The following is a 17998-nucleotide window of genomic DNA, read 5'->3' as shown; positions in this document are numbered from 1 at the left end:
TGGGGCCGCCGTGAACTATTCCCGGCCGCCCTTCGGCGGCCGTCGGCAGCCGAGGTGACGGATGCAGCACGTTGCGCACGACGAAGTCAGGCAGGATTTTCTCAAGCAACTGGCCGAGCGGCTGGCCAGTCGGCTGGACAGGGACAAGGCCCGCGAGGTGGAGTCCTTCGCCCGCTACTTCTACGCCACGGTGCCCTTCGATGACCTCGCCGACCGCCGCCTGGACGACATCTATGGTGCCACCCTGTCGGTGTGGCATTTCATTCAGCAGTTCGATCCCGCCTCGCCCAAGGTGCGGGTCTTCAACCCGGACTTCGAGGAGCATGGCTGGCAGTCGACCCACACCTTCGTGGCGGTGCTGCACGAGGACATGCCGTTCCTGGTCGACTCGGTACGCATCGAGCTGAATCGGCGGGGCATCACCGTGCACGCGATCCACAACGCCGTGCTGGCGGTGTCGAGGGATGCCAAGGACCACCTCGAGTGGGCCGTCTCTCCCCGTGAGGCGGGCGCCCCCGAGTCGCGCGAGTCGCTGATCGCCATCGAGATCGACCGCCATACCGACCCGGCCGTCCTCGCCGATATCCAGGCCAGCCTCCACGAGGTGCTGGTCGATGTGCGCACCGCGGTGGCAGACTTCGAACCGATGCACGATCAGGTCGAGAAGGCGCTCGAGGAGATCCGAGCCGTCCGCCCGCCGTCGATCGACCCCGAGGACCACAGCGAGGCCATCGCCTTCCTCGAGTGGCTGCGCCAGGACAACTTCACCTTCCTCGGCTATGACGCCTACGAGATCGGCATGCAGGATGGCCGGGAACGGCTCGACAAGGTCGAGGGCAGTGAACTGGGGGTCTTCCGCCTGGATCAGCCGCGCTACCGCGAGCGAATCCGCACCACGCTCGGTGTCGACGGCGACCACTATGTGCTGGTGCCCCAGCTGCTGTCGTTTGCCAAGAGCGCCCACCACGCCCGGGTGCACCGGCCGACCTATCCCGACTATATCTCCATCGATCGCTACGATGAGGAGGGCCGGGTGATCGGCGAACATCGCTTCCTGGGCCTGTTCACCGCCACGGTCTACAACGAGTCGCCGCGCAACGTGCCGATCCTGCGCCGCAAGCTCAAGTCGGTGATGGAGATCGCCGGCTTCAATCCCAAGGGGCACAACGGCAAGCAGCTGTTGCAGATTCTCGAGGTCTATCCGCGCGACGACCTCTTCCAGATCGACATCGACGAGCTGGTGCAGACGGCACTGGGCATCCTCGACATCCGCGAGCGGCGCCGGGTACGGCTGTTCGTGCGCGAGGACCGCTTCGGCAAGTTCTACTCCTGCCTGGTCTTCGTGCCGCGGGACGTCTTCTCCACCGAGCTGCGATTGCGCATCCAGAACCTGCTCTGCGAGGAGCTGGGCGCCACCTTCGGCGACTTCAACACTTACCTGTCGGAGTCGGTGCTGGCGCGTATCCAGTTCATCCTGCGTTTCGAAGGCGACCATCCCGTTGCCTACGACCTCAAGCGGCTGGAGGGCAAGGTTGCCCAGCTCTCCCGCAACTGGCGTGACGACCTCCAGGCCGCCAGCATCGAGGGGTTCGGCGAGGAGCAGGCCAATCGCTTGATGGACCGCTTCCGCGACGCCTTCCCCGCCAGCTATCGCGACGACTTCAGCGCCCGCACCGCGGTCTACGACCTGCACCACATCAGCGAGCTGGACGATGGCATTCCCCTGGCGCTCTCGCTCTATCGTCTGGTCGAGGAGGAAGGCAGCGGGGTCAACCTCAAGCTCTTCCACCGCGACCGGCCGATTCCGCTCTCCGATGTGCTGCCGATGATGGAGAATCTGGGCCTGCGGGTGATCGGTGAGCGCCCCTACGGGATCCACGCCACCGATGCCACCTACTGGATCCATGACTTCGACCTGGAGCATCACACCAGTACCGAGGTCAATCTGCAGGAGATGCGCGAGCCCTTCATCGAGGCCTTCCAGCGCATCTGGGTCGGCGAGGCGGACAACGATGCCTTCAATCGCCTGATCATCGGGGCCAACCTGGGCTGGCGCGAGGTCGCGATGCTGCGCGCCTATGCCCGCTACCTGAAGCAGATCCGCTTCGGCGTTTCCCAGGATTACATGGCCACCACCCTGGCCAACCACCCGGAGATCACCCGGGAGCTGGTGACGCTGTTCGAGCTGCGATTCGACCCCGAGGAGCGCCCCGACGAGAGCGAGGTCGAGGCCTGCCAGCAGCGCATCGTGCGGCTGCTCGATGACGTGGCCAGCCTCAACGACGACCAGTTGCTGCGCCGCTACATGGAACTGATCATGGCGACCCTGCGCACCAACTACTACCAGACGGGCGCCGATGGACGCTACAAGGACTACATCGCCTGCAAGATGAACCCGTCGCAGGTCACCGGCATGCCCAAGCCACGGCCGGCCTACGAGATATTCGTCTGTTCGCCGCGTATCGAGGGGGTCCACCTGCGCGGGGGCAAGGTGGCCCGCGGTGGGCTGCGCTGGTCAGACCGCCAGGAGGACTTCCGCACCGAGGTCCTTGGCCTGGTCAAGGCCCAGCAGGTCAAGAACGCGGTGATCGTACCGGTGGGGGCCAAGGGCGGCTTCATCTGCAAGCGGCTGCCCGAGGGAGGCGATCGCGACGCCATCCAGCGGGAGGGCATCGCCTGCTACAAGACCTTCATCCGCGCCCTGCTCGACGTCACCGACAACCTGGTCGGCGGCGAGGTGGTGCCGCCCCGGAACGTGGTGCGCCACGACGACGACGATGCCTATCTGGTGGTGGCCGCCGACAAGGGGACGGCGACCTTCTCCGACATCGCCAACGAGATATCCGCCGAGTATGGCCACTGGCTGGGTGACGCCTTCGCCTCGGGCGGCGCCAACGGCTATGACCACAAGAAGATGGGCATCACCGCCAAGGGGGCCTGGGAATCGACCAAGCGCCACTTCCGTGGCCTGGGCCTGGATACCCAGCGCGACGAGTTCACCGTGGTGGGCATCGGCGACATGGGGGGCGACGTCTTCGGCAACGGCATGCTGCTCTCCGAGACGATCCGGTTGGTGGGTGCCTTCAACCACCTGCATATCTTCGTCGACCCGACCCCGGATGCCGCCGCCACCTTCGCCGAGCGCAAGCGGTTGTTCGACCTGCCGCGCTCGAGTTGGGAGGACTTCGATGCCGGCCTGATCTCCGAGGGCGGCGGGGTATTCCGGCGCAGCGCCAAGTCGATCCCGATCTCGCCGCAGATGAAGACGGTGTTCGGCATCAAGGAGGACAAACTGTCCCCCAACGAGTTGATCCGCGCCATGCTCAAGGCCGAGGTCGACCTGCTCTGGAACGGTGGCATCGGCACCTACGTCAAGGGCAGCGGCGAGACCGATGCCGACGTTGGCGACAAGGCCAACGACGCCCTGCGCATCGATGGCCGGGAACTCAACTGCCGCGTGGTCGGCGAGGGCGGCAACCTCGGGCTCACCCAGCATGGCCGCATGGAGGCCGCCGCCAAGGGGGTGCGGGTCAATACCGACTTCATCGACAACGCCGGTGGGGTGAACTGCTCCGACCACGAGGTCAATATCAAGATCCTCATCGACGAGGTGGTCAAGCGCGGCGACATGACCGGCAAGCAGCGCAACCAGCTGCTCGCGGACATGACCGACGAGGTCGCCGAGCTGGTGATCCTCGACAACTATCGCCAGACCCAGGCGCTGGATCTCTCCGAGATCCTCTCGCGCCAGGGCATCGGTCCCTTCCGCCGCTTCATCAGCGAGCTCGAGGCCGTCGGCCAGATCGATCGCGAGCTCGAGTTCCTGCCCTCCGACGAGGAGCTTCAGGAGCGGGCCGCCAACGAGCAGGGCATGCTGCTGCCCGAGCTCTCGGTGCTGATCTCCTATGCCAAGAGCGTGCTCAAGGGCGACCTGATCGCATCCGAGGTGCCGGATGACCCGACCGTCGCGCAGCATGTCGAACGCATCTTCCCGAAGGTGCTGGTCGAGCGCTTCCGCGGCGAGATGTACGACCACCGGCTGAAGCGCGAGATCGTGGCCACCCAGGTGGCCAACGACCTGGTCGACCACATGGGCATCGTCTTCGTGCGCCGGCTGATCGATTCCACCGGTGCCGGTCGTGCCGACATCGCCCGGGCCTATGTCGTCGCTCGGGAGAGCTTCCAGCTGGCGGGCGTGTGGGAGCAGATCGAGGCGCTCGACAACCAGGTGCCGAGCCAGGTGCAGTACGGCATGATGCTCGACCTGATGCGCATGCTGCGTCGGGCGACCCGCTGGTTCCTGCGTCAGCGCCTCGGCATGACTCCCCGGGATGCGATCGCCTACTTCGCCCCGCGCCTGGCCCAGCTGCAGGAGAACATCGGCAAGCGGCTGCGCGGCGAGGAGCGCGAGGCCTGGGAAGCCCGGCGCAAGGAGCTGGTGGAGGCGGGGGTGCCCGCGGGGCTGGCCGCCACGGTGGCCGCGGCGAGCAGCCTCTATACGTCCCTCGGTATCATCCAGGCGGCGCGCCAGACCGGCGAGAAGCCCCAGCGGGTGGCCGAGGCGTTCTACGAGGTCGGCGATCGCCTGGAGCTGCCGTGGCTGATCCAGAAGATCACCGACCTCAAGGTGCGCGACAGCTGGCAGGCACAGGCCCGGGATACCTTCCGTGACGACATCGACCGCCAGCAGTTGGCGCTGACGGCGGGCGTGCTCGGCATGGAAGGCGGGCCGCGGGACCCCGCGGAGCGGGTCGACCGGTGGCTGGAGCTCCACGAGGCCATGCACCAGCGCTGGTGCCGGTTGCTCGAGCAGGTGGGCAGCGGCAGCCAGGGCGGCTTCCCGCTCTTTGCGGTCGCGGTGCGCGAGCTGGTCGACCTGGCCGAAGGCAGCCGCGAAGCCTGAGGCGAGTCGATATGGCGTGAGCGACGAACCCCGCTGGCGGGGTTCGTCGTTTCCGGGCGTCCGGGCTGCTATACTCCCGCCCGCCCGCTCGACACTGCCTGGAGATACCATGTATTCGCTCGCCCGTTCGCTCCTGTTTCGCCTCGATGCCGAAACCGCCCACGGGATCGCGCTGTCGGGGCTGGACCTGGCCGGCCGGCTGGGGCTTGCCGGGCGACTGGCCGATCCCCGGGTCGACGACCCGCTGGAGCTGATGGGGTTGCGCTTCCCCAACCGGGTGGGCCTGGCGGCGGGGCTCGACAAGAACGCCGATCACCTCGACGCCCTGGGCGCGCTGGGTTTTGGCTTCGTCGAGGTGGGGACGGTGACGCCGAAACCCCAGGAGGGCAATCCCAGGCCCCGGCTGTTTCGACTGCCGGCGCAGGGAGCCATCATCAACCGCATGGGGTTCAACAATGCGGGGGTGGACCACCTGGTCGAGCGGGTCCGGAAGAGCCGTTATGACGGCGTGATCGGCATCAACATCGGCAAGAACCTGACCACGCCGGTGGAGCGAGCGGTGGACGACTACCTGACCTGCCTGCACAAGGTCCACGCCCATGCCGATTACGTGACGGTGAACGTCTCCTCGCCCAACACGCCGGGGCTGCGCAACCTGCAGTTCGGCGAGCACCTCGACCAATTGCTCGGTGCGCTGCGCGAGACGGGGCGGGTGCTCGATCGTGACAGCGGCCGGCGCGTGCCGCTGGCGGTGAAGATCGCCCCGGACATGAGCGCCGAGGAGGTGGCGCTGGTGGCCCGGGCGCTTGCGGCCAATGCCATCGATGCGGTGGTCGCCACCAACACCACGGTGTCGCGGGAGGCGGTGGCGGGGCTCGTGCATGGCGACGAGCAGGGGGGACTCTCCGGCCGGCCGGTCCTCGAGCCGTCGAATGCGGTGGTGCGTGAACTGCGCCGTCACCTGCCGACGATGCCGATCATCGGCGTGGGGGGCATCGACAGCGGAGAGGCCGCCGTGGCCAAGTGCGTGGCCGGGGCCGACCTGGTGCAGCTCTATTCGGGGTTCATCTACCGCGGACCGCGGCTGGTAGGGGAGTGTGCACGGGCACTGAAGGTTCACGCCGAGCGACACGAGGTCTCATGAATCAAGAAGCCCGTGGCATGGCCACGGGCTCTATCTGCTGGCCGTCGATGACGGCCGGTGAGGAACCTCGAAGGAGGGTAGTGGGTTCACATCACCATGGGGTTCTTGTGTATACCGGAGACACCTGTCATGCCGGACCAATGGTCGCCACGACCTTCACGCCAACCGCTCATCCAGTATTCACGAAGATTGATGTCCTGACTCGGACAATCATCGCGGGAACGACCTGAGACACCTGCCTTGTAGCCATGAATGTAGGCGCGCTGGAAGCGATCACGTTTCTGTCGTTTCATTGGACTACCTCTTGAAAAGGTACCGGATTGGGCCCGTCCTGAAAAAGGCTGAGCCCGCCCGTTTTCGATCCTCGGGCCATCCTCCACCTGCCGGCAAAAGGATGCCGACTGTGCGACGGAGGAGACCCGTTGACAGCGAACGCATGCGTTGTTCAGTAGCTACTGACTAATTGATAGCGCAACGGGGTCGACGTTGTCGACCGTTGATTTGTAACATCCCGTTCACTCGGTGGTAATGGCCACGCTCCATCCCCACCAGGGACCGATGGACCTTACATGACTGAGACACAAGTGACTGATTCACTGGTATTCCTCGCCACCTGCCCGAAGGGCATCGAGCTCCTGCTGGCCGACGAGCTCGCCGAACTCGGGGGCCAGCCGGGCAAGACCACCGTGGCCGGGGTGCATTTCCGGGCCAGCCTCGAGAGCGCCTACCGGATCTGCCTCTGGTCGCGCCTGGCCAACCGCGTGGTGTTGTGCCTGGTGCGCGAGGAGGGAATCGAGACACCGGAGCAGCTGCGTCATGCCGTCGCGGCGGTGGACTGGCGGGCCCATCTGGGGCCCGGTGGCAGTCTGGCGGTGGACTTTCACGGACGCTCCGAGGCGATACGCCACACCCGTTTCGGTGCCCAGACCGTCAAGGACGGGGTGGTGGAGCGGCTGTTCGCCGAGGGGTGCCCGCGGCCCGATGTCGACCTGCGCCACCCCGATCTGCGCCTCTACGCCAACCTGCATCGCGGCCGGCTGACCCTGGGGGTGGACTTCTCCGGCGACAGCCTGCACCGCCGGGGCTATCGTCGCGACGTCGGTCATGCGCCACTCAAGGAGAACCTGGCCGCGGCCCTGCTGGTGCGCGCCGGCTGGCCGGAACAGGCTCGGCAGGGCGCGCCGCTGGTCGACCCGCTCTGCGGCGCCGGCACCTTGCTGATCGAGGCGGCGCTGATCGCCGCCGATATCGCCCCCAACCTGGCGCGGGAGCGCTTCGGCTTCCACGGCTGGGCCGGCCATGATGAGCGGCGGTGGCGGGAGCTGCGCCGCGAGGCCGAGGCCCGGGCGAGCATCGGGCGCAAGCGCTGTCGATCACGGCTGTTCGGCTTCGACGAGAGCCCACCGGCATTGGCTGCGGCCAGGGCCAACGCCATGCGCGCCGGTATTCCGGCGCTCATCGAGTTCCATGGTGCCTCGCTGGGCCGGCTCGAGCGCCCCGCGGGGGTGCCGGACGAGACTCGGGGCCTGCTGATCACCAACCCGCCCTATGGCGAGCGCCTGGGCGAGCTGCCGGAACTGGTGACGCTCTACGGCCAGCTCGGCGAACGGGCGCGGGCGGCCTTTCCCGGCTGGCAGCTGGCGGTGTTCACCGCCAACCCCGACCTGGGCCACCGCATCGGCCTGCGCGCCCACAAGCACTACTCGCTGAAGAACGGCCCGCTGGATGCCCGGCTGCTGCTGATGGCGATTCCCGAGACCGAGGAGGGCGAGGCCCGTGCTGAGGTCGCGGCAACGCCCCGATACTCCAGGGGGGCGCAGATGTTCGCCAATCGCCTGGAGAAGAACCGCAAGCGGCTGCGCAAATGGCTCAAGCAGTCCGGCGAGAGCTGTTATCGGCTCTATGACGCCGACATGCCGGAGTACGCCCTGGCGATCGACGTCTACGGCACGCGGGTGCATGTCCAGGAGTACGCGCCGCCGAAGACCATCGACGCCGACCAGGCCCAGAGGCGCCTCTTCGATGCCCTCACGGTGCTGCCCGAAGTGCTCGGCGTGGACCCGGCGGCGATCGTGGTCAAACGCCGCGAGCGTCAGAGCGGGAAGGGCCAGTACCAGAAGCAGGCCGCCAGCGGCGAGCGCTTCGAGGTGCGCGAGGGCCGGGCACGGCTGTGGGTCAACCTGCGCGACTACCTCGACACCGGCCTGTTCCTCGACCACCGCCCGGTGCGACGGATGCTGGGCGAGATGGCCGCCGGCAAGCGCTTCCTCAACCTGTTCTGCTACACCGGCACCGCCACGGTGCAGGCGGCACTGGGGGCGCAGAGCGAGGGCGCCGAGGCGGCGGGCGGGGCCAGCGACAGCGTCAGCGTCGATCTCTCCAACACCTACCTGGAGTGGGCGCGGGACAACTTCGCCCTCAACGGCCTCGACCCGAGCCGCCACCGGGTGGTGCGCGACGACTGCCTGCGCTGGCTGGAGACCGCCCGGGCGCAGTTCGACCTGATCTTCCTGGACCCGCCGACCTTCTCCAACTCCAAGAAGATGGAGGCCACCCTGGACGTGCAGCGCGACCACGGCCGCCTGGTGCGCCTGGCCATGGCTCGCCTGGCGCCGGGCGGCACCCTGGTGTTCTCCAACAACCAGCGTCGCTTCCAGCTGGATGCCGACCTCGCCGAGCACTATGCGGTGGAGGACATTTCGAAGCGAACCTTCGATCCGGATTTCCAGCGACGCCCCGCGTTGCACCACTGTTTCCTGATCCGCCACCGGGAGGCGTCATGATAGGCGATAGAGAGCTGGGCTCTTGCGTCGAGGTCACGCCAGTGGGGTCTGACCCCGTGCCCGACAGGAGTCGGCATCATGGGCATTCCACGGCGACCTCGATGTCCCGGGGGTCAGACCCCACAGGCTTCACCAACGTCGGTAGCCCGTCATCGCAGTCAACCCCAGCGACTCTGAACCACCATCGGGAGGCGTCATGATCCGGCTGCGGCTCTATACCACCCTGGGGTGTCATCTCTGCGAGCAGTTCGAGGCGCTGTTGTTCCACCTGGCCAACGAAGCGCCGGTGCTCGACCGGGTCGAGATCAGCGAGGACGATGCCCTGGTCGAGCGCTACGGGGTGCGGATTCCGGTATTGGCGGACGCGGCCGGCGAGGAGCTCGACCGCGGCTTCGAGGCGCCACGGCTGGCGGCCTGGCTGGCCGCGCGGGGCTGGCTGGACGAGGCCGCCTGGCAGCAGCTGCAGCGGGAGCTGGGGGGAGAGCCGCCGCGCCCGGCCCGGGGCGCGGTGATACGCGGCGGCCGGCGCTACCTGGGGTGAGTGCCTCGGAACGAGGGGCTCAGGCGTTGTCGAGCAGTGACAGCTGGCTGATGGCGTCACGTCCCTCGGCGGACTCGGCCTCCACCTCCAGCACCTTGCGGAAGCCGCGGGAAGCCTGGATGGTGGCTTCGTCGCCGAGCCACATCATCGCCTGGGCGTGGTCGTCGGCCAGACGGTGCTTGAGCCCCCCGAACTGGGTGCCGATCTGCCCCCAGGCACGGCTGAAGATCCAGTCGCCGAACATGTCCTGGTGGACATGTACCAGCACATAGTCATGGTCGGTTTCCCAGCGGACGATCACGGCGACTCCCGAAAGCGCGAGGCACTGCCACACGGCAGCGCTCAAGTGTCATATGGTGGCTAGGCAGGTATTGTAAGGCCTTGAGCCGCCCGAACAAGTCGTGCCATCCAGGGAGCCAGGAGACATGCCATGAGAATCCTCGTCGATGCCAATGTACCCGCCGCAGACGCCTGTTTTGGCGGGCTCGGCGAGGTGGTCCGGCTGCCGGGCCGCGAGATCGATGCCGGGGCCGTGCGCGATGCCGATGCCCTGGTGGTGCGCTCGATCACCCGGGTCGACGAGGCGCTGATCCAGGAAGCCTCGCGGCTGCGTTTCGTCGGCACCTGCACCATCGGCACCGACCATGTCGACCAGGCCGCCCTGGCGCGCCACGGCATCGCCTTCGCCAGTGCCCCCGGCTGCAACGCCGAGGCGGTGGTCGACTACGTTCTCGGCAGCCTGCTGACCCTGGCCGAGTGCCAGGGCTGGCGGCTGGCCGACCGCCGGATCGGCGTCGTCGGGGCCGGTAACGTCGGCGGAAGGCTGCTCGGGCGGCTCGAGGCCCTGGGCATCGACTGCCTGGCCTGCGATCCGCCCCGGGCGGAGCGGGAGGGGGCCCGGGGTTTCGTCGATCTGGCGGCGCTGATCGACGCCTGTGATGTTGTCTGCCTGCATACTCCCCTGGTCACCGACGGCCCTCATGCCACCCGTCATCTGCTCGATGCCGAACGGATCGCCGAGCTGGCGCCGGGAACGGTGGTGCTCAATGCCGGCCGCGGCGGCTGCATCGACGGCCAGGCACTGCGCCAGCGGCTGGCCGGGCAGGGCGATATCACCGCCGTGCTCGACGTCTGGGAGCATGAGCCCGGCATCGATGCGGCGCTGCATGACCTGGCGGCGATCGCCACGCCGCATGTCGCCGGCCACAGCCTCGACGGCAAGTTGCGAGGCACCCACCAGGTCTACCGGGAGCTGTCCCGGCACCTCGGCCTGCCGGCACGCGTGACGCTCGCCGACCTGCTGCCGCCACCGTCGGTATCGCGCCTGGTGCTGCAGGGGAGGCTGGAGGCCGAGGAGGCGCTGCGGCTGTGTGTCCGGGCGGTCCACGACGTGCGCCGTGACCACGACAGCCTGTTGCGCGAGTCGCGCCGCCAGGGCATGGCCAGGGGCTTCGATGCCTGCCGTGCCCGCTACCCGCTGCGCCGCGAGTTCGCGACCCTGGAAGTCGAGCTGCGACAGGAGGCCCGTCGGCTCTCTTCCCTGCTGGAAGGTGCCGGCTTCATCGCTTGCGAGCACGGTGACCTGCCGGCCTGAGGGACCGGGAGACCGAGGTGGGTCAGTCGCCGCCGGCCCCGGCATGTTGCCGGGATTCGAGGGCGCGGGCGGTGGCATGCCCGAGGCGTTCGAGTCGGCTGACGGTTTCACCGAGGGAGGCGAAGTCGGCGTGCCCGGCGTCTCGCTCGAGCCTGGCGGACGCCCGGGCGAGCGCCTCGCAGCCTAGGGAGGCGGCGGCGCCCTTCAGGGAGTGAGCCGCTTCGAAGAGCGCGCGGCGATCTCGCTCGGCGATTCCTTGGGCCATGCATTGTCGCTGCTCGGGCAGCAGGTCCAGGAACAGGGCGTTGAGCTTGCCGAGGGCATGACTGCCGAGTGAGTCCCTCAGCTCCTCGAACACCCGCTGGTCCAGCAGTGGATCACCGCCTGCGGTGACATCGGCCGGAGTGTGGACCGTGTCTTTCGTCTGGCCGCCGACCGCTTCGTCACCGGGTGGCGACGAGGGCAAGGGGCCGGCGCCGGAGGAGGCGTTCAGGTAGTGGGCCAGCACCCTGTAGAGGTCGTGGCGGGTGAAGGGTTTGCAGATCACCTCATCCATGCCGGCGTCCATGCAGCGTTGCCTGTCGACGGGCATCACGTTCGCCGTTATGGCGACGATGGGCAGGCGTGTCGCCGAGAGACGGCTTTCCCGCTCGCGCCAGCACCGGGTGGTGGTCACGCCGTCCATCACCGGCATCTGCATGTCCATGAAGACCAGGTCGACGCCCTGTCGTGACAGCATGGCCAGGGCCTGTTCGCCATTTTCCGCCAACAGGACGGTCTGTCCCAGGCTCTCGAGCATGGCGCAGACGATATCGCGATTGATGACCTGATCCTCGACCACGAGCACGCGACCACGGGGCAGCGGCGGTAGCTCCCGGACGGCACAGGTGGCAAGGCTCGAGACCAGGGGGATGGCATCGGCAGCGGGAAGGGGCACTTCGAACCAGAAGTGGCTGCCCCGATGCGGATGGCTCTCGACCCCGATGCGGCCCTTCATGGCCGCCACCAGCCGATCACAGATGGCCAGCCCCAGGCCGGAGCCCCCATGGCGGCGTGCGATGGAGCTGTCGACCTGGGAGAACGGCTTGAACAGCGCCTCCTGGCGGTCTTCCGGGATACCGCAGCCGGAGTCTTCCACCGAAAAGCGGATGCCATCCGCGTCGGCGAGTGCCACCGTCAGGCTGACGCTGCCTTCATCGGTGAACTTGAAGGCATTGTTCAGCAGATTCATCAAGATCTGGCGCAGGCGGTTGATGTCGCCTTCGAGGTAGGCGGGCACGTCGTCCTCCACCCGACAGCGGAAGCGGATGGCGTGCTTCTCGCTGCGCAGCCGGTAGCCGCGACAGAGTTGCTCGATGAAGGCGCGAATGTCGAAGGGCTCGGTCTCCAGGTCGAGGGAACCGGCTTCGAACTTCGTGTAGTCGATCACGTCGTTGATGACGGCCTGCAGGCTCAGGACGCTATCGTTGAGTGACGCGATGAGTACCCGTCCGCGTTCGCTCTGCGGCTCATCGGTCAGCAGGTCGGCGACGCCCGCCACGCCATTGAGCGGCGTACGGATTTCATGGCTCATCACTGCCATGAACTCCGATTTCGCCTGGCTGGCCTGCTCGGCCCGGCTCGCTGTGTCGTCCAGTTCGCGGGCCTGGTTCTCCAGCATGCGCGTCTTGTGGGCATGCTCGCGGCCCTCTCGGATCAGCGAGACCACCAGCACGATGCCGGAGAGCAGCAGCAGCAAGGTCAGGGTGAGCATCACGCCGTAGAGCTTCAGCAGGCCGTTGCGTTCGGCGGTGCGCAGCCTGCCGGCATAGGTGTTGGTATCGAGCAGCAGGGCCGAGGTGATCTGCTGGAGCTCGACGAGTCGTGCGCCTATCCGCTGGCGCTGCTGGCTGTCGAGTGGCTGTTCTCCGGTGGTGATGGTCGCGAGGAGGGGGGCCAGGGCCTGGATATGTTGGTTGGCGGCTTGCAGGCCTTCGGTCAGGGGGGTGCCGGCTATCGCTTGACGAAGCTCGCCCTGACCGAAGAGGTTGGCGCGGCTGACGAGAATCTCGTAGCGAAGCTGCAGGTCCTCGCCCCGCGCGTCGGGGATGTCGCTCAGGGCCAACCTCAGATCGCGCACCTCCCGGTCGAACTGGTAGGTCGCCCAGGTCAGGTTCCCGAGCATCTTGTTCTCGATTTGCTGCTGCCGCTGGTGGACGGCCCCGGCCGTGACCAGGGCGGAGAGAAACAGCAGGATGGCGGCAAAGGTCGCGATCCTGTATCGCAGCATGCTGGCGGGTAGAAGCCGGCTCATGGGGTCAGTCGCGCCGTACGTCGATGCGGTTGACCTGCCATACCGAGCGGGCCATGACCCCTTCGGTGAGCAGGTGGGGGTGTTCGTCGAAGGGGTAGATGACGAACAGCGGTCCCTGGTCCCTGACCCTGAGCGGCTCCCCGTTCATGAACATGGCCAGGATGACGTCATGTTCCATCAGGTCCTGCACCGGTACGCTGGCGGCGTAGTCGTTAAGCGCCGTGATCCGCAGCATCTCGCCCTCAGCCCCCACGGCGTCCAGCAGCGCACGGCCGAGGGGCCCGGAGAAGGTGACGGTCTCGTCGTGCCAGGGGGTCTGGGTGGTGGTGACGCGCTGGGGCAGGGCCAGCAGCATCTCACGGTCGAAGTGGGCTTCATCGCCGGCGTTGGTGTGCGCGATGTGGCCGGTCACGGTCAGCAGGACCGGCCCCTGGGGGGCTTCCAGTGCCACTGCCGGGCCGGCTGCGAGCCAGGGCAGTAGCGAGACGATCAAGAGGAGCTGGCGCATTGTGTCGTCCGTGGCTGGGGGGAACACCTAGTATAAGGTGGCTCACGCACCTGGGCGTCAACGCTCGCCGGGTGGGTGGCCGAAAGGGATCGGGCCCACCGGATTGGCGGGCCCGAGGCCTCGTCGTGGGCGGGCGTCACTGCCGATAGGCCGCTTCCTTCAGCGCCCGGATGCGGTCATCCAGGGGAGGGTGGCTGGCGAAGAGCCGCTCCATGATCTTGCGCGTCTGGCCGGTGGTGATGGCGAAGGCCGTCAGGGTGTCCGGCATCTGGTCGGGCATCTCGGTCTCGGCCTTGAGGCGTGCCAGGGCGTTGATCATGGCACCCGAGCCGGCGAGCTTCGCGCCGGCGGCGTCGGCGCGGTATTCGCGGAAGCGCGAGAACCAGGCGACGATGGCCGAGGCGACGATGCCGAAGACGATCTCGGCGACGATCACCACCGCGAAGTAGCCCATGAAACCGAGCCCGCCGGCGCCATCGCTGCGGCTGCGCAGGAAGTTGTCGACCAGATGAGCGACCACCCGCGCGAAGAACATCACGAAGGTGTTCACCACGCCCTGGATCAGCGCCAGGGTGACCATGTCGCCGTTGGCCACGTGGCCGATCTCGTGGGCCAGCACCGCGCGTACCTCTTCCGGGCGCATGCGGTTGAGCAGGCCGGCCGAGACCGCCACCAGGGCGTCGTCCTTGTTCCAGCCGGTGGCGAAGGCGTTGGATTGCTGGGCGGGGAAGATACCCACCTCGGGGGTCTTGATGCCGGCATCACGGGCGAGTTCCGCCACGGTGTCGAGCAGCCACTTCTCGGTGGCATTGGAGGGCGTCTCGATCACCATGGTGCCGGTGGCGCGCTTGGCCATCCACTTGGAGATGAACAGCGAGACCATGGAGCCGGCCATGCCGAACACGAAGCAGAAGATCAGCAGGGCGTTGAAATTCATGCCCTGGCCGCGCAGGTAGCCCTCGACCCCCAGCAGGCGCAGGGTGATGCTGGCGACGAGTATCACTGCCAGGTTGGTGCCCAGGAAGAGCAGGATTCGCATCATGGGGTGGGTTCTCCATCAGTCGTCAAGGGGGAGGTGTCGCCCGCGGGCGGCGTCCAGAAGCTGTTGCTTAGATACGGGCTCGGTCGTCGGGTTTCAAGCGCGGCACAGGCGATGGCCTGTCGCGTTCACTGACGGTAGCGCGACAGGAAGCGGGCGAAACGGTCCAAGGCATCCTCGAGCTGGTCGGCCCAGGGCAGGGTGACGATGCGCACGTGGTCGGGGTCCGGCCAGTTGAAGGCGGTGCCCTGGACCAGCAGGATCTTCTCCTGCAGCAGCAGGTCGAGCACCAGTTGCTGGTCGTCGCGGATGTTGAACACCTTGGGGTCGAGCCGTGGGAAGGCGTAGAGCGCGCCCTTCGGCTTGACGCAGGAGACCCCGGGAATGGCGTTGAGCTTCTCGAAGGTGATGTCGCGCTGGGCCAGCAGGCGCCCGCCGGGCAGGATCAGGTCGTTGATCGACTGGTAGCCGCCGAGTGCCGTCTGGATGGCGTGCTGGGCCGGTACGTTGGCGCACAGGCGCATCGAGGCGAGCATGGTCAACCCCTGGATGAAGTCGGCGGCGCGCTGCTTGGCGATATGCCCCGACAGGATCATCCAGCCGGAGCGGAAGCCGGCACAGCGGTAGCTCTTGGAGAGCCCGTTCATGGTCACCACCAGTTGGTCCTCCGAGGCCAGCGCCCCGGTGGAGACGTGTTCGACGTCATCGTAGAGGATCTTGTCGTAGATCTCGTCGGAGAACACCACCAGGTCGTGCTCGCGGGCGATATCCAGCAGCTCGCTCACCACCTCCGGCGCATAGACGGCACCGGTGGGGTTGTTGGGATTGATGATCACGATGGCCCGGGTGTGGGCGGTCACCTTGGCGCGGATGTCGGCGAGGTCCGGCGCCCAGTCGGCCTGCTCGTCGCACAGGTAGTGCACGGCGTGGCCGCCGGAGAGGTTGGCGGCGGCGGTCCACAGCGGGTAGTCGGGGGCCGGGATCAGCACCTCGTCGCCGTCGTTGAGCAGTGCCTGCATGGTCATCACGATCAGCTCGGAGACGCCGTTGCCGATGTAGATATCCTCGATGCCGACGTTGGGTATGTTCTTGCGCTGGCACTCCTGCATGATCGCCTTGCGCGCCGAGTAGAGCCCCTTGGAATCGCAGTAGCCCTGGGCGGTGGGCAGGTTACGCATCACGTCCTGGAGGATCTCCTCCGGGGCCTCGAAGCCGAACGGGGCGGGGTTGCCGATGTTCAGCTTGAGGATGCGCTGGCCTTCCTCTTCCAGGCGCTTGGCGTGGTCGAGCACCGGGCCGCGGATGTCGTAGCAGACGTTGTGCAGCTTGTGCGATTTCCGGATCGGGGTGGTGTCCATGTCTTCCAGTGTCCATGCAGGCAATGGCGGGTGCGAGCGTGTGATTATGCGGGGTTGCCGGGCCGGGGGCCATCCTCCTCGACGCCGGCCGGCTCGTCTTCCGGTTCGGCGGTGATATCCGCCGGGGTCTCCAGGGTCAGCCGGCCGAGCTTGCCGTCGCGCAGCTCGTGCAGCAGCACTTCGGCGCCGCGGTGCAGGTCGACCTCGCCACCGGGGCGCAGGCCGCCGCGCCGGGCGGCGATCTCGGCCAGTATCGCATGGCCGTCGAAGCCGGCCAGCGCCAGCAGGTCGACGCGCGCCGGGCCGTCGGCCTCGACACGCTCGGCCTCGGGGTTGGGCGTATAGGCCGGCAGCGCCTTGAGCTTGTAGCGCGCCTTGAGCGCCTCGGGATAGCGCCGCGCGAGTTCGGCGGCGGTGACCACGGCCACGTCCACATAGTCGATGGCGGTGTCGCGAATGGCGCCGCTGGCGGCCAGGCGGTAGGCGCTGGCCTGGTCCTCGATCTTGGGCCACAGCACCCCGGGGGTGTCGATCAGCGCCACCCGGCCGGCGATGCGCACCTTCTGCTGGCGCTTGGTCACCGCCGGCTCGTTGCCGGTCTTGGCGATGGTGCGCCCGGCCAGGCCGTTGATCAGGGTCGACTTGCCGACGTTGGGGATGCCCATGACCATCACCCGCACGTCGCGATCGACGCGCACCTGCCCCGCCAGTTCGTGGCACAGCCTGGGGATGCGCTTGAGCTCCCGGGCGTTGGTGGTGGTCACCGGCAGGGCCCGGGTATCGGCCTGGGCATCGAAGTGGGCGGTCCACTCGCGGGTGCGCTCGGGGTCGGCCAGGTCGGCGCGGGAGAGCACCTTCAGCACCGGCTTGTGGCGGGTCAGCTCGGCGAGCATGGGGTTGGCGCTGGAGTAGGGCAGCCGGGCGTCGAGGACCTCGATCACCACGTCGATCTCCGGCAGCGCCTCGGTGATCTGCCGGCGCGCCTTGTTCATGTGTCCCGGGTACCAGCCGAGCATCGGAGCCACTCCTGCGAGCCTGAAAATGAAAAGGGCGACCATCATACCAGACGGTCGCCCGTTTCAGGTCAGGCCAGTCGCCTACTCGCCGGCATGGAACTGGATCGCCACCGAGTTGATGCAGTAGCGCAGTCCGGTGGTCTCGGCCGGGCCGTCGGGGAAGACATGGCCCAGGTGGGCGTTGCACCGGGCGCAGGTCACCTCGGTGCGCTGCATGCCCTGGGTGGTGTCGGGGTGCTCCTCGACGCAGCCCGATACCAGGGGGCGGTCGAAGCTGGGCCAGCCGCAGCCGGCATCGAACTTGTGCTCGTTCTCGAACAGCGGGGCGTTACAGCAGACGCAGTGGTAGATGCCGTGCTCGTCGGTGACCCGGTGGTCTCCGCTGAAGGGGCGCTCGGTGCCTTTCTCGCGGGTCACGTGGTACTGCTCGGGTGTCAGCTGCGCACGCCACTCGGCGTCACTCTTCTCGATCTTCCTTCGCATGACGTCTCTCCTGGTCTGGCCTGTCAGGGGCGGCATCGGCCACCGGGCCGATGCCTACATTGTGGCACCATCTACCCACCGCCATGCCAGGGGATTTCCGTCTTCGGTCACGCCCGTTCAACGACGGCCGGCACCAGGCTTGACAGCTTTCAGGGTGCTCAGTAACATACGCGCCACCTCGACGAGCCGAGACATGTGTCCCATTCGTCTAGTGGTCCAGGACACCGCCCTTTCACGGCGGGAACAGGGGTTCGAACCCCCTATGGGACGCCACTCGACTCATCAGGTGCCGGAGTGCGGGAATAGCTCAGTGGTAGAGCATCGCCTTGCCAAGGC

Annotated in this window: 13 protein-coding genes and 1 tRNA gene; 6 read left to right on the top strand and 8 right to left on the bottom strand. The window is 67.4% G+C overall.

Features of this window, described 5'->3' with window-relative positions; genetic code table 11:
• Nucleotides 1-61: 61 nt before the first annotated feature.
• Both C1H66_RS08885 and C1H66_RS08880 read left to right on the top strand, forming a co-directional pair.
• A complete protein-coding gene (locus tag C1H66_RS08885; protein ID WP_102627534.1) occupies nucleotides 62-4903 on the top strand; it encodes an NAD-glutamate dehydrogenase in 4842 nt (1613 codons plus the stop codon).
• 109 nt (nucleotides 4904-5012) lie between these two features.
• Nucleotides 5013-6047: a quinone-dependent dihydroorotate dehydrogenase gene (locus C1H66_RS08880; protein ID WP_102627533.1), complete on the top strand. Its 1035-nt coding sequence runs from the start codon at nucleotides 5013-5015 to the stop codon at nucleotides 6045-6047.
• An 86-nt stretch (nucleotides 6048-6133) separates the two neighbouring features.
• On the opposite strand, the gene rmf is transcribed toward C1H66_RS08880, so the two are convergent.
• On the bottom strand, nucleotides 6134-6340 hold the full coding sequence (rmf, locus tag C1H66_RS08875; protein WP_102627532.1) for a ribosome modulation factor: 207 nt from the start codon (nucleotides 6338-6340) through the stop codon (nucleotides 6134-6136).
• 276 nt (nucleotides 6341-6616) lie between these two features.
• Between rmf and rlmKL the strand changes: the two genes are divergently transcribed.
• The gene (gene rlmKL / locus C1H66_RS08870) at nucleotides 6617-8830 is read left to right on the top strand and encodes a bifunctional 23S rRNA (guanine(2069)-N(7))-methyltransferase RlmK/23S rRNA (guanine(2445)-N(2))-methyltransferase RlmL (RefSeq protein ID WP_102627531.1); all 2214 of its coding nucleotides are present in this window, start codon (nucleotides 6617-6619) and stop codon (nucleotides 8828-8830) included.
• A gap of 196 nt (nucleotides 8831-9026) precedes the next feature.
• The gene (locus tag C1H66_RS08865; RefSeq protein WP_102627530.1) at nucleotides 9027-9371 is read left to right on the top strand and encodes a glutaredoxin family protein; all 345 of its coding nucleotides are present in this window, start codon (nucleotides 9027-9029) and stop codon (nucleotides 9369-9371) included.
• 19 nt (nucleotides 9372-9390) lie between these two features.
• Here C1H66_RS08865 and C1H66_RS08860 read toward each other — a convergent pair whose 3' ends face one another.
• On the bottom strand, nucleotides 9391-9672 hold the full coding sequence (locus tag C1H66_RS08860) for a hypothetical protein (RefSeq protein WP_102627529.1): 282 nt from the start codon (nucleotides 9670-9672) through the stop codon (nucleotides 9391-9393).
• Nucleotides 9673-9801: 129 nt separating this feature from the next.
• Between C1H66_RS08860 and pdxB the strand changes: the two genes are divergently transcribed.
• Nucleotides 9802-10965 (top strand): 4-phosphoerythronate dehydrogenase PdxB, encoded by a 1164-nt coding sequence (gene pdxB / locus C1H66_RS08855; protein WP_102627528.1) that lies wholly within the window; start codon nucleotides 9802-9804, stop codon nucleotides 10963-10965.
• 22 nt (nucleotides 10966-10987) lie between these two features.
• Here the strand turns inward: pdxB and C1H66_RS08850 are convergent, their stop codons facing one another.
• From C1H66_RS08850 to msrB, 6 genes are all read right to left on the bottom strand, one after another.
• Nucleotides 10988-13258 (bottom strand): ATP-binding protein, encoded by a 2271-nt coding sequence (locus C1H66_RS08850; protein ID WP_102627527.1) that lies wholly within the window; start codon nucleotides 13256-13258, stop codon nucleotides 10988-10990.
• A 4-nt stretch (nucleotides 13259-13262) separates the two neighbouring features.
• Complete coding sequence (locus tag C1H66_RS08845) at nucleotides 13263-13766, bottom strand: putative pterin-binding protein (RefSeq protein WP_102627526.1); 504 nt, start codon at nucleotides 13764-13766, stop codon at nucleotides 13263-13265.
• Nucleotides 13767-13902: 136 nt separating this feature from the next.
• Nucleotides 13903-14808, bottom strand: coding sequence for a protease HtpX (gene htpX, locus C1H66_RS08840; RefSeq protein ID WP_102627525.1), 906 nt, complete (start codon nucleotides 14806-14808; stop codon nucleotides 13903-13905).
• Nucleotides 14809-14933: 125 nt separating this feature from the next.
• Nucleotides 14934-16163, bottom strand: coding sequence for a pyridoxal phosphate-dependent aminotransferase (locus C1H66_RS08835; protein WP_102627524.1), 1230 nt, complete (start codon nucleotides 16161-16163; stop codon nucleotides 14934-14936).
• 44 nt (nucleotides 16164-16207) lie between these two features.
• A complete protein-coding gene (gene ylqF / locus C1H66_RS08830; RefSeq protein WP_102627523.1) occupies nucleotides 16208-17179 on the bottom strand; it encodes a ribosome biogenesis GTPase YlqF in 972 nt (323 codons plus the stop codon).
• 81 nt (nucleotides 17180-17260) lie between these two features.
• A complete protein-coding gene (gene msrB / locus C1H66_RS08825) occupies nucleotides 17261-17662 on the bottom strand; it encodes a peptide-methionine (R)-S-oxide reductase MsrB (RefSeq protein ID WP_102627522.1) in 402 nt (133 codons plus the stop codon).
• Between the two features lie 197 nt (nucleotides 17663-17859).
• Between msrB and C1H66_RS08820 the strand changes: the two genes are divergently transcribed.
• A tRNA-Glu gene (locus C1H66_RS08820) sits at nucleotides 17860-17935 on the top strand.
• The last annotated feature ends 63 nt before the right edge of the window (nucleotides 17936-17998 follow it).

The sequence above is a fragment of the Halomonas heilongjiangensis genome, from assembly GCF_002879645.1.
Lineage (GTDB): Bacteria > Pseudomonadota > Gammaproteobacteria > Pseudomonadales > Halomonadaceae > Halomonas > Halomonas heilongjiangensis.
Note: the sequence above shows the minus strand (reverse complement) of the source record. Positions and strands in the feature narration are given on the sequence as shown.